Annotated in this window: 11 protein-coding genes; 7 read left to right on the top strand and 4 right to left on the bottom strand. The window is 70.2% G+C overall.

All coding sequences use genetic code 11. From position 1 onward, the window contains the following. Window positions 1–13: 13 nt before the first annotated feature. The 3 genes from BKK79_RS20655 to BKK79_RS20645 are packed head-to-tail and all read right to left on the bottom strand — an operon-like array spanning window position 14 to window position 3,162. A complete protein-coding gene (locus BKK79_RS20655; protein ID WP_071040262.1) occupies window positions 14–907 on the bottom strand; it encodes a citryl-CoA lyase in 894 nt (297 codons plus the stop codon). A 23-nt stretch (window positions 908–930) separates the two neighbouring features. Beyond that, the gene (locus BKK79_RS20650; protein ID WP_071019003.1) at window positions 931–2,130 is read right to left on the bottom strand and encodes a CaiB/BaiF CoA transferase family protein; all 1,200 of its coding nucleotides are present in this window, start codon (window positions 2,128–2,130) and stop codon (window positions 931–933) included. Window positions 2,131–2,175: 45 nt separating this feature from the next. Continuing rightward, the gene (locus BKK79_RS20645; protein WP_156811552.1) at window positions 2,176–3,162 is read right to left on the bottom strand and encodes a Bug family tripartite tricarboxylate transporter substrate binding protein; all 987 of its coding nucleotides are present in this window, start codon (window positions 3,160–3,162) and stop codon (window positions 2,176–2,178) included. 256 nt (window positions 3,163–3,418) lie between these two features. On the opposite strand from BKK79_RS20645, the gene BKK79_RS20640 reads away from it, so the two are divergent. From BKK79_RS20640 to BKK79_RS20615, 6 genes are all read left to right on the top strand, one after another. Beyond that, entirely contained in the window at window positions 3,419–4,696 is a 1,278-nt protein-coding gene (locus BKK79_RS20640) for an Hsp70 family protein (RefSeq protein ID WP_232346486.1), read from the top strand. 317 nt (window positions 4,697–5,013) lie between these two features. After that, the gene (locus tag BKK79_RS20635) at window positions 5,014–5,217 is read left to right on the top strand and encodes a cold-shock protein (RefSeq protein ID WP_008650922.1); all 204 of its coding nucleotides are present in this window, start codon (window positions 5,014–5,016) and stop codon (window positions 5,215–5,217) included. Window positions 5,218–5,354: 137 nt separating this feature from the next. After that, the gene (locus tag BKK79_RS20630; RefSeq protein WP_232346414.1) at window positions 5,355–5,927 is read left to right on the top strand and encodes a BON domain-containing protein; all 573 of its coding nucleotides are present in this window, start codon (window positions 5,355–5,357) and stop codon (window positions 5,925–5,927) included. Window positions 5,928–6,305: 378 nt separating this feature from the next. Then, window positions 6,306–7,073 (top strand): presqualene diphosphate synthase HpnD, encoded by a 768-nt coding sequence (gene hpnD / locus BKK79_RS20625; RefSeq protein WP_231908095.1) that lies wholly within the window; start codon window positions 6,306–6,308, stop codon window positions 7,071–7,073. A 191-nt stretch (window positions 7,074–7,264) separates the two neighbouring features. Beyond that, window positions 7,265–9,298: a squalene--hopene cyclase gene (gene shc / locus BKK79_RS20620; RefSeq protein WP_071038627.1), complete on the top strand. Its 2,034-nt coding sequence runs from the start codon at window positions 7,265–7,267 to the stop codon at window positions 9,296–9,298. Beyond that, window positions 9,286–9,978: a phosphorylase gene (locus BKK79_RS20615; protein ID WP_084084977.1), complete on the top strand. Its 693-nt coding sequence runs from the start codon at window positions 9,286–9,288 to the stop codon at window positions 9,976–9,978. The genes shc and BKK79_RS20615 overlap by 13 nt, the downstream gene beginning before the upstream one ends. Window positions 9,979–10,076: 98 nt before the next feature. On the opposite strand, the gene cysK is transcribed toward BKK79_RS20615, so the two are convergent. After that, a complete protein-coding gene (gene cysK, locus BKK79_RS20610; protein WP_071019010.1) occupies window positions 10,077–10,994 on the bottom strand; it encodes a cysteine synthase A in 918 nt (305 codons plus the stop codon). A gap of 804 nt (window positions 10,995–11,798) precedes the next feature. Between cysK and BKK79_RS41160 the strand changes: the two genes are divergently transcribed. Further along, window positions 11,799–11,981: a hypothetical protein gene (locus tag BKK79_RS41160; protein WP_071038626.1), complete on the top strand. Its 183-nt coding sequence runs from the start codon at window positions 11,799–11,801 to the stop codon at window positions 11,979–11,981. The last annotated feature ends 10 nt before the right edge of the window (window positions 11,982–11,991 follow it).

The raw sequence follows: 11,991 nt of genomic DNA, 5'->3' as shown, positions 1-11,991 counted from the left end.
CGATGCGCAGGCTTCAGTCCTGCGGCGGTCGGTCCTGCGGCGGTCGGTCCTGCGGCGGTACATCGCGCGGCGGATGGCCGTCGTAGGTCCAGATGAACTGGCGCGGGATCGGGCCCTTGTTGCGGCCGCCCTGCTGGGTCTGTTCCCAGGCATGGGCGAGGATGCCGACCGAGCGCGACAGGCAGAACAGCCCGCGCGCCAGCGGCGCCGGAAAGCCCAGCTCCGCGTAGATCACCGCGGTGGCACCGTCGATGTTCATCGGGATCGGCTTGCTGCGGCCCGCGCCCAGTTCGGCCTCGATCGCGCGCGCGATGCCGGCATAGCGGCCCGCCACCACGCCGTCGGCGGCGGCGCGGTCGACCAGTTCGAGCAGGCGCGGGGCGCGCGGATCGAGCGGGTGGAAGCGGTGTCCGAAGCCGGACACGAACTTGCCATGCGCCTCGCGCCAGTCCTGCAGCGCCCCCTGCACGGCTTCCTGTTGCGGCAGGCCGGTGTCGATGCGGCGCGCGATCTCCTGGTACAGCTCCACAGCCTGCTCGCCGGCGCCGCCGTGCACGTCGCCCAGCACGTTCACCGCCGAGGCCATCGCGTTGTTGAGGCCGACGCCGCAGGTGGCCGCCATGCGCGCGATGGCGATGCTGGGCGCCTGCGGGCCGTGGTCGACCGCCGACATCAGGGCCGCGTCGAGCAGCTCGCCCTGGCCGCGCCCGGGCAGCTCGCCGCGCAGCATCAGCCAGATCATCTGGGCGAAGGAGACCTGCCCGATCAGCTGCTCGATGGGATAGCCGCGGTAGCGGATCTCGCCGGGCCGCATGTCGATGATGCCGGTGTGCCACCAGTCCTGCGACAGGCGCCGGCCGGCGTCGATGCCGCCGTCGATGCCGCCGTCGTCGTCGGCGGCTTTCATGCCTTGATTCATCATGGCTTCCTTCATATGGCTCGTTCCTCTTTCAGGGATTCGATCTCGGCGTCGTCGTAGCCGAGCTGGGCAAGGATGTCGCGGGTGTGCTGGCCGAGTTCGGGCGGCGGCGTGTCGACCGCCGGCGCCGCGCCGTTGACCTTGAAGCCGGTGCGCACCAGGCGGATATCGCGCTCCACGCCCGGTGCCGCCGGGAAGGTGCCGACCATGCCGCGCGTGGCCACCTGCGGGTGCGCGAGCGCTTCCGGCACGCTCAGTACCGGACCGGCCGGCACGCCGGCCTCGTTGAGGCGCTGCCACCAGTCGTCGGCGCTGCCCTTGGCCAGTTCCGCCTCCAGTTCGCGCGTCAGCTCGGCGCGGTGCTGCAGCCGGGCCTGGCGCTCGGCGAAGCGGGGATCCGCCGCCAGCTCGGGGCGGCCCACCACGCGGCAGACCGCTTCGAACTGCTCCTGCTTGTTGGCGGCGATATTGAGCAGGCCGTCGCCGGTGCGGAAGGTGCCGGAGGGGCTGGCCGTCATATTCTCGTTGCCCATCGGCACCGGCGCCTTGCCGGCGATCAGGTGGTTGGAGACCACCCAGCCCATGGTGCAGAGCGTGGACTCGAGCATGGAGACATCGAGGAAGTAGCCGGTCTCGCGCTCCCGGTCGGCCAGGGAGGCGGCGATGGCGAAGGCCGCGGTCATGCCGCCGATGGTGTCCGAGACCGGATAGCCGACCCGGTAGGGCGCGGTGTCCGGGTCTCCGGTGATGTGCATCACGCCGGCCATGCCCTGGATGATCTGGTCGTAGGCCGGCAGTCCGCTCAGCGGGCCGTCCTGGCCGAAGCCGGAGATCGCGCAGTAGATCAGGCGCGGGTTGACTTCCTTGAGCGCGGCATAGCCCAGTCCCAGGCGGTCCATCACGCCGGGGCGGAAGTTCTCCACCACCACGTCGGCGCTGGCGACCAGCTTGCGGAAGACTTCCTTGCCGCGCGCGTGCTTGAAGTTGACCGTGATCGAGCGCTTGCCGGGATTCTGTGCCAGGAAAGACACCCCCATCAGGCGGCGGTTCAGTTCCGGATCGGCGCCGAGCTGGCGCGCCAGGTCGCCGGTGCCGGGCGTCTCGACCTTGATCACCTCGGCGCCCATGTGCGCCAGCTGGTGGCAGCAGAACGGCCCGGCCAGCACATTGGTCAGGTCGAGCACGCGGATATGGCGTAGCGGTTTATGCATCTGTCTGGTATCGAAAGGGATTGCGTGGCGGGCGGGTGGCGCGCCTTACTCTACATGCGCGCCCGATTCGCGCACGATGGCGCCCCAGCGCGCGTGCTCCGCCTTGATGAAGGCGGCCAGCTCGGCCGGCGTGCCGCCGCGCGGTTCGCTGCCTTCGGCGCGCATCTTGCTGATGGTGTCGGGCGAGGCCAGTGCCTTGTTGGTCTGTTCATTGACGCGGCGGATCACCTCGGCGGGCGTGCCGGCCGGCGCCACCACCGCCTTCCAGTCCTCGGCCTGGAAGCCGGCGTAGCCGGATTCGATCACGGTCGGCACCGCCGGCAGCAGCGCGGAACGCTTGGCCGAGGTCACGGCCAGGGCGCGCAGCTTGCCGGCCTTGATCATCGGCAGCGCGATCGGCGGCGTGGCGAAGTAGAAGTCGGTCTGGCCGCCGAGCAGGTCGGTCAGCGCGGGCGAGGCGCCCTTGTACGGCACGTGCAGCACCTTGATGCCGGCGCGGCGGGCGAACATCTCGCCGGTCAGGTGGCCCACGGTGCCGGTGCCGGCAGAGGCCATCGACAGCGTGCGCCCCTTGGCCGCGCCGACCAGGTCGGCCACGGTCTTGAACGGCGCGTCGGCGCGCACCACCAGCACCACGGGCTGGGCCGACACCAGGGCCACCGGCGCGAAATCCTTCAGCACGTCGTAGGGCATGCGCGGATAGAGGCTGGGGTTGATCGCCAGGTTGGCGGTCTGCCCCATGCCGAGGGTGTAGCCGTCGGGCTTGGCCTTGGCGACCGCGTCCAGGCCGATGTTGCCGCCGGCGCCGGCGCGGTTCTCCACCACCACGTTCCAGTGCGCATCGGTGCCGATCTTGTTGAAGACCAGGCGCGCCATCACATCGGTGCCGCCGGCCGGCGGGAACGGTACCACCAGCCGCACCGGCTGGGCCGGGTAGTCGCCGGCGGCGAGCGCGGGCAGGGCGGGGGCGGCCAGGCAGGCCGCGCCGAACAGGCACAAGAGCCGGCGCAGGGGGGAGTAGGGGTGCTTCATCATGTCTCCAGGTGCATGGGGCGGGGCAGGCGCGGTGCGCGGCCGGCCAGGTCGCCTTCTATCCAGTATTCTGTATAATAGAACGGTGATCTTTTCAAAAGAACGATGCGAGAATAGGGAGCGGAACCGCCGCTGTCAAGTTCCGGGTGCGCGGCGCCGCTTGCCACTACAATGTCCGGCCGGCAGCGCGCGCCCGCCGCCGGTGCCCGGGCGGCCGGGTGTATTCCGGCGCGGATTGATGGAGCGGGGTTTGACGTTGCAGAGCGGGGGTTGGCAGGACAGGCAGGCACAGGCGTGCGGTGTGGATTTCGGCACGTCGAATTCGACGGTGGGCTGGTACCGGCCCGGCGAAGCCGCCTTGCTGCCGCTGGAGGAGGGCAAGCCGTCGCTGCCGTCCATCGTCTTCTTCCATGCGGAGGACCCGCTGGTCAGCTACGGCCGCGCGGCGCTGGACGATTACCTGGCAGGCTACGAGGGGCGCATGATGCGCTCGCTGAAGAGCCTGCTGGGCACCTCGATGATGGATGACTGCACCGAGGTCATGGGACAGGCCATGCCGTTCCGCGGCTTGCTGGCGCAGTTCATCGGCGAACTCAAGCGCCGCGCCGAGGCGGCCGCCGGCCGCGAGTTCACGCAGGCCGTGCTGGGCCGGCCGGTGCGCTTCATCGACGAGGACGATGAAGCCGACCGGGTGGCGCAGCAGACGCTCGAAGACATCGCGCGCGCGGCTGGTTTCCGCGACATCGCCTTCCAGTTCGAGCCGATCGCCGCCGCCTTCGACTACGAAGCGCGTATCGGCGGCGAGGAACTGGTGCTGGTGGCCGACATCGGCGGCGGTACGTCCGACTTCTCGCTGCTGCGCCTGTCTCCCCGGCGCGCCGGGCTGGCCGACCGGCGCGACGACATCCTTGCCAGTGCGGGCGTGCATATCGGCGGCACCGACTTCGACCGCAGCCTCAGCCTGGCCAGCGCGATGCCGCTGCTGGGGCTGGGCAGCTCGCTGCGCAACGGCAAGGCCATGCCTTCGGGACTGTACTTCGACCTGGCGAGCTGGCACACCATCAACCAGGTCTACACGCGCAAGGCCTGGGCGCATGTCATGGACAACTACCGCGACGCCGGCGACAAGGCGCCGCTGGACCGCCTGCTCACGCTGATCCGGCAACGCGCCGGCCACTGGCTGGCCCTGCAGGTGGAGTCGGCCAAGATCATATTGTCGGCCGAAACGGCAGCGCGCCTGGACCTGGGCCGGATTGCCCCGGGGGAAAGCCTGGAGGTGGGGCGCGCCGATTTTGACGAGGCCATTGTCCGCCTGGTCGGCAAGGTGGAGCGCACCGTGGCGGATTTGCTGCAGAGTGCCGGGGTGGATGCCGGCGAGGTTGACACGATTTTGTTTGCCGGCGGCTCCAGTTCGGTCCCGCTGCTGCGGCAGCGCCTGGCGGCCCAGCTGCCGCAGGCGCGCTGCGTCGAAGGTGACGTATTCGGGGGGATCGGCGCGGGCCTGGCGCTTGACGCGGCACGCAAGTTCGGCTGAAAGCACGGGTCGATCGCCGAAGATATGCCCCGTTCGCGGGGGAAGTAGATGGCGCTAATCTCTGTTGTTGGAAATATTGAATGACTTTTTGCGCCAAGACATATTTTCTCAGGCCTTTCCCGATTGACAGCCGAGCGAATTCGTTGAAAATGGGCACTCGCATGTGCACCATCTGGTGACTTTATTGTCGGGCGTATCGTTGGTTCGCTGACATACTGGCGCAGTGTGTGGTTGTTAGGCTCCGGCCGCCACCATTCTCTGGGCATCATGCTTGGTGAGCAAAACGAGCTTATTTGAAATCTGAGGTAACAAACAAAATGGAAACCGGTACCGTTAAGTGGTTCAACGACGCTAAGGGCTTTGGCTTCATCACCCCGGACGCAGGCGGCAACGACCTGTTCGCGCACTTCTCCGCGATCGAAGGCAATGGCTTCAAGTCGCTGAAGGAAGGCCAGAAGGTCCGCTACGTCAAGGCCATGGGTCAGAAGGGCGAGCAGGCCACCAAGATCCAGGCGATCTGAGCCGCTTGAACGCCGGCTGATACTGCCGACAAGGACAAGCCCCGCCCCGTGCGGGGCTTGTTTTTTTGTGGCGCCGGATGCGCCCCGGGGCCGCCCCGTGTGCCGTTGCCGCCGCCCTTCCAAGGGGAGAGGTACCCATGGCCGCTGCCAGGTCTACCGCGTCCCGCCGGTTGCCGGGCGCGCTGCGGCGCGCAGGCATCGGCGCCCTGCTGACCGTTGCCTGCGCCGCGGCGCCGTCCGCGTGGGCGGACGACACCGCCTTGCTCAACCGCGGCAACGATCCCTTCCTGCAGGTCAGCGCGGCCGTGCCCGCCTGCCCGGAACCGGCCGGGCCGCGCGTCAGCGAGGCCGAGTGGATGCGCGAGTCGCACCATCGCATCGAGCATGGCAACCACTGCTGGCTGGAGGGGCGCTGCCGCCTGCCCAATGCCTACCAATATGACAAGGATGTCGCCGACAGCCTGCAGCGCCGCCTGCACACGCTGGACCTGCAGCTGCCGGCCTGGCGCCGCAGCTCCCTGTGGATCACGGTGAGCGCCCGCTGGATCCTGGTGCAGGGCTGCACCGCGCCGGAATTCCCCGCGGCGGCCTTCTTCGCCGCGCTGCGCGAGGTCGCCGACGCCGAGCGCGTGATCGACCAGACCACTGCCACGCCGGCGCGCGGTGTGCCGTACCCCTTGTTTCATCCGGCCGCGGCTGCGCCGAAGTGACGCGCGCGCGGGCCGCGCCGCCGCGTGCTGTGCGTTCCAGCCACCCGGCCTGCCCGTGAGCGCCGGGCCGGCCGTGGCGATGTTGCTATAATCCGGCCCACCCCCAATTCCGCCATCCGCTGCTTGCACGACCGGCATGCCAAGCGGCTGTTCCACGATGACGCGCCAGCCCTGCCTGCGGCCCCCGCGGCCTGCTCCAGGCCAGGGCACTCGCTGTTGGCCTCGCCGGCTCATCACGAACGGCCTGCTTGCCGCCGCCTTGCCTGCCGGATGGCTCAGAGCGTGCCGAGGAGTGACGTGTCTGGTACCGAAATCGCAGCGCCGAGCATGCCGTCCGAGGCGAATGTCGTCTCGTCGAGCAGTTCTTTCCATGCGGCCATGCGGATCCTGCCCGCGCCACAGCGCGAGGCCATGTTCCATATCTACGCCTTCTGCCGCGCGGTGGACGACATCGCCGACGGCGACGCGCCGCATGCGGCGCGGCTGGCCGGCCTGGATGCCTGGCGCCGCGACATCGCCGCCTGCTATGCCGGCGCGCCGCCCGCGGCCCTGGCCGAACTGGCCAGGCAGATCGCCCGCTACGACCTGGAGCAGGCCGATTTCCTGGCCGTGATCGACGGCATGACGATGGACGTGGTGGCCGATATCCGCGCGCCGGACGCCGCCACGCTGGACCTGTACTGCGACCGCGTCGCCAGCGCCGTGGGGCGGCTGGCGGTGCGCGTGTTCGGCATGGGCCGCGAGGACGGCGTGGCGCTGGCCTACCACCTGGGCCGGGCCCTGCAGTTGACCAATATCCTGCGCGACATCGACGAGGACGCCGAGCTGGGCCGCCTCTACCTGCCGGCCGAGGCGCTGGCGCAGGCGGGCATCCCGGCGGGCGAGCCGCGCGAGGTGATCGCCCATCCCGCCATCGGGCAGGTCTGCGCCGGGCTGGCGCGCGAGGCGCAGGCGCACTATGACCGGTCGCACGCCATCATGGCGCGCTGCCCGGCGCGGCAGGTGCGCTCGCCGCGCATCATGGCCGCCGTCTACCACGAGATCCTGGTGCGCATGCTGGCGCGTGGCTGGAATGCGCCGCGTGCGCGCGCCAAGGTGCCGCGCGTGCGCCTGCTGTGGCTGGTGCTGCGCCACGCGCTGGGCTGAGCGGGCAGGCCGCGCGCGGCCATGCCGGAGATGTCCGGGTGCGGGCATCGACCGGCAGCCGCCCGCGCCACGGAAGCCGTTCGGCATCTGTTCGAAGCCAGTCGTCCGCGTCGTTCGAAGACCGCAGTTCGACGGCCGTAGTTTGAATACCGCAGTTTGAAAGTCAGAGTAAGAAGAGGGTTCTGCCGACCATGACCCAGCTAGCAGTTTCCAAGAGTTCCCCCGCCCCGGACGCCGGCGCCGCGCAGGATGCGGCCCGCGACGATGCGCTCGAGCGGGCGATCGCCGGCGCCACCGACGCGCTGCTCGCGCTCCAGAAAGCCGATGGCCACTGGGTGTTCGAACTCGAGGCAGATGCCACCATCCCGTCCGAGTACGTCCTGCTGGTGCACTACCTCGGCGAGAACGCCGACGCCCGGCTGGAGGCCCGCATCGGCCGCTACCTGCGCCGCATCCAGAATGCCGACGGCGGCTGGCCGCTGTTCCATGACGGCGCGTCCGACGTCAGCGCCAGCGTCAAGGCTTATTTTGCGCTGAAGATGATCGGCGAGTCGCCGGACGCCGAGCCCATGCAGCGCGCGCGCGCTGCCATCCATCGCATGGGCGGCGCGGAGGCCAGCAACGTCTTCACGCGCACGCTGCTGGCGCTGTACGGCGTGATGCCGTGGCGCGCGGTGCCGATGATGCCGGTCGAGATCATGCTGCTGCCGGAGTGGTTTCCTTTCCACCTGTCCAAGGTGTCGTACTGGGCCCGCACCGTGATCGTGCCGCTGCTGGTGCTGAACAGCCTGCGCCCGCAGGCACGCAACCCGCGCAAGATCGGCATCGACGAGCTGTTCCTGCGGCCGTGCCAGGCCACGCGGCTGCTGCCCAAGGCGCCGCACCAGAGCCGTTTCTGGTTCACCGCGTTCAGCATGCTGGATGGCGTGCTGCGCGTGGCCGAGCCGCTCTTCCCCGGCGCGCTGCGCCGGCGCGCCATCGAGCGCGCGCGCGCCTTCGTGGTCGAGCGCCTGAACGGCAAGGACGGGCTCGGCGCGATCTTCCCCGCGATGGCTAACTCGGTGATGATGTTCGACGTGCTGGGCGTGCCGGCGGACCACCCCGACCGCGCGATCGCGCGCGAATCGATCGAACACCTGCTGGTGGTCCACGAAGCCGGGGACGAGGCCCACGACGAAGCCTACTGCCAGCCCTGCCTGTCGCCGGTGTGGGACACCGCGCTGGCCAGCCACGCGCTGCTGGAAGCCGGCGGCGAGCGCGCCACCGCGGCGGCCGAGCGCGGCCTGCAATGGCTGCGCCCGCTGCAGGTGCTCGAGGTGAAGGGCGACTGGACCGTGCGCCGCCCAGACGTGCGTCCCGGCGGCTGGGCCTTCCAGTACGCCAATGACTACTATCCCGACGTCGACGACACCGCGGTGGTGGCGATGGCCATGGACCGCGCGGCGCGCGTCGACGCGCCGGTGCCGCTCGGGCAGCGCGAGCGCTTTGCCGACAGCATCGCGCGCGCCACCGAATGGATCGTGGGCATGCAGAGCAGTGACGGCGGCTGGGGCGCTTTCGAGCCCGAGAACACCCACCTGTACCTGAACAACATCCCCTTCTCCGACCACGGGGCGCTGCTCGACCCGCCCACCGCCGACGTGTCGGCGCGCTGCCTGTCGATGCTGGCCCAGCTCGGCGAGATGCCCGAGCGCTGCAGCGCGGCGGCGCGTGCGCTGCGCTACCTGCTGGCCGAACAGTTGCCGGACGGCAGCTGGTATGGCCGCTGGGGCATGAACTATATCTACGGCACCTGGAGTGCCCTGTGCGCCCTCAATGCCGCGGGCCTGAAGCCGGACGCGCCGGAGATGCAACGCGCGGCAGATTGGCTGGTCGGCATCCAGAACGACGATGGCGGCTGGGGCGAGGACGGCGCCAGCTACAAGCTGGAATACCACGGCTACGAGCGCGCGCCGAGCACGGCGTCGCAGACCGCGTGGGCGCTGATGGCGCTGATGGCGGCCGGCGCCGTGGCGCATCCGGCCGTCGCGCGCGGCATTGCTTACCTGCAGGCCACGCAGCAGGAGGACGGCTTCTGGGCCGAGGCGCACTTCACCGCCACCGGCTTCCCGCGCGTGTTCTACCTGCGCTACCACGGCTACGCGCGCTTCTTCCCGCTGTGGGCGCTGGCGCGCTACCGCAACCTGCGGCGCGCCGGCAGCCGCCACGTGGCATGGGGCATGTAAGTCCCGGCGGGCGCGACGCGTCCGTGCTGGTCGTGTGCGGCATGGACTTCGAGGCGCGGCTGGCGGCCGCGCCCGGTGTCGCCACGCTCTACGGCTTCCGCGCCGGCGCCCTGCAGGCGGCATTGGAGCAGGGTGACTGGCCCCGCTGCGCGGGCGTGATCAGCTTCGGTGTGGCCGGCGGCCTGGAGCCGGGACTGGCGCCCGGCGCCGTGGTGCTGGCCGACGGCGTGTATGACGGCACCAGCCTGCACCCCGCCGACGCCGACTGGCTCGGCGCGCTGCGCCGGGCCTTGCCGCAGGCGCGCGTCGGCAGCCTGGCCGGCGCCGATGCCGCGGTCACCGACCTGGCCGGCAAGCGCGCGCTGCACCAGCGCACCGGTGCGCTCGGCGTCGACATGGAATCCCATCTTGCGGCGCGTTTCGCCCAGGCCCGCGGCCTGCGCTTCGCCGCCTGCCGGGTGGTGATCGATCCGGCCGACCGTGCCGTGCCGCCGGCCGCGCTGGCGGGCATGGCGGCCGACGGCAGCACCGACGTGCCGGCCGTGCTGCGCAGCCTGCTGCGCGCGCCCGGGCAGATCGGCGGCCTGCTGCGGCTGGCGCGCGACGCGTCCGCGGCGCGGGCGACGCTGAAGTCCGTGCGGGGAAGGGTCGGCGCGGGGTTTGCCCTGCCGGCAGGCTGAGCGGAGGGCGCCCGGCCTTCCGTGCCGGGCCGCATCCTGCAGGCCCTGCCGCTCCCGGCGGCGGGCCTGCCGGGAGCGCGAGGGCAGGGATCAGGCGCTCAGGCGGGCAGGAACCCTTCCACCGTCAGGTACCGTTCGCCGGTATCGTAGTTGAAGCCCAGCACCGTGGCGCCGGCCGGCAGCTCGGGCAGCTTGTGCGCGATCGCCGCCAGCGTGGCACCGGAAGAGATCCCCACCAGCAGGCCTTCCTCGCGCGCGGCGCGGCGTGCCATCTCGCGTGCCGGCTCGGCATCGACCTGGATGATGCCGTCGAGCAGCCCGCTGTCGAGGATGCGCGGCACGAAGCCGGCGCCGATGCCCTGGATCGGGTGCGGCGCGGGCGCGCCGCCGGACAGCACCGGCGAGGCGGTCGGCTCGACGGCATAGACCTTGAGCTTGGGCCAGGCATCCTTCAGCACACGCGCGCAGCCCGTGATATGGCCACCGGTACCGACGCCGGTGATCAGCACGTCGACGCCTTCGGGGAAGTCGGCCAGGATCTCGCGCGCGGTGGTGCGCTCATGCACGGCCACGTTGGCCGGATTCTCGAACTGCTGCGGCATCCAGGCGCCCGGGGTGGACGCGACCAGTTCCTCGGCGCGGGCGATAGCGCCCTTCATGCCTTTCTCGCGCGGAGTCAGTTCGAAGGTGGCGCCGTAGGCCAGCATCAGGCGGCGGCGCTCGATCGACATGCTGTCCGGCATCACCAGCACCAGCTTGTAGCCCTTGACCGCGGCCACCATGGCCAGGCCGATGCCGGTATTGCCCGAGGTGGGCTCGATGATGGTGCCGCCCGGCTTGAGGCGGCCGTCCTGCTCGGCGGCCTCGATCATGGCCAGGGCGATGCGGTCCTTGATCGAGCCGCCCGGGTTGCTGCGCTCCGACTTGATCCAGACGCGATGCTGGTCGCCGAACAGGCGCTGGATGCGGATGTGCGGCGTGCCGCCAATGGTGTGCAGGATATTGTCGACCTTCATCTGGTTTCTCCGTTGACTGGTGCCTGGTGCCTGGCGGCGCGTCCGAATGCCGGCGTGCCGGTTCGCCGGCGTGATTCTAGCGGCTTTGGCGGGCCATCGGTCCGGCGTGGCGGCAGGTTCCGCGCTGCGGCTGCGCGCCTGCCGGGCGTGTCGATGGGCGTGGATCGCTGTGCTCGGGACACAGTTGTTGACAGTAGCCATTGACTTCAAACGCTAACATTCGGCGTCATCACGGGGAAAATTCTCAAGCCAAAGGTCTTCTTTGGCTCATTTGCTGAAGCGGGGCACTGAGCGCGTTGGTCGGAATCGTCTTCCGCAGCGCCCTGGGATTCTCCTTCGAAGTCCGCTCCGCGCCAGCGGCGCCCGCTGCCGGTGTCCGACACGGCATCGACACCAAGGAACGCAAGATCGACCTGTTCCAGAGCCAGTGGATCCGTGGCAGCCGCTATGCGTTCCAGCGCGATGGGCCGCAGGCCAGCGATTTGCGCGAATTTCCGCGAGCCGTGCGTGCACGTCTCCGACACCTTGGGCCGTGCCTGCTAAGAGGCCGGCGCAGCGCTCCAGCACCATCCCCGACGGCATCGAACTGCCACGCTCGCCGCGCAGCCCGATGTACGGGGGGCACGGAGATGGCCGGCTTCGGTTTCGAACTGCGCGGCATCATGGCGCTCACCGTCCGCCTGGGCCGGTACGGGGTCGTCAAGGTGCAGGCGATCGCCGCGCGGCTGCTGTTCGCGGCGGGCCGCTGGGTGCTGGCGCTGCCGGGGGCTCAATCTCGACTTCTGCCTGGAGCAGCGCCACGAGGTGCCGCTGAACGCGCTGTTCCTGATGCTGAACCCCTGTCTGGCGCGGTTGACGCTGGAGCCGGGGCCCGACCTGGTACGGCCATGGCTTCGCCGCGGCCCTGCCGAGGGTGGTGGCGCGGCGCTGCAGCTGCTCGATCGCAGGCCGGGCAGGCTGGAATACGAGACCTTCATCCGGCAATGAAGGCCACCGG

Source organism: Cupriavidus sp. USMAA2-4 (genome assembly GCF_001854305.1).
In the GTDB taxonomy this organism is placed as follows: Bacteria; Pseudomonadota; Gammaproteobacteria; order Burkholderiales; family Burkholderiaceae; genus Cupriavidus; species Cupriavidus malaysiensis.
Note: the sequence above shows the minus strand (reverse complement) of the source record. Positions and strands in the feature narration are given on the sequence as shown.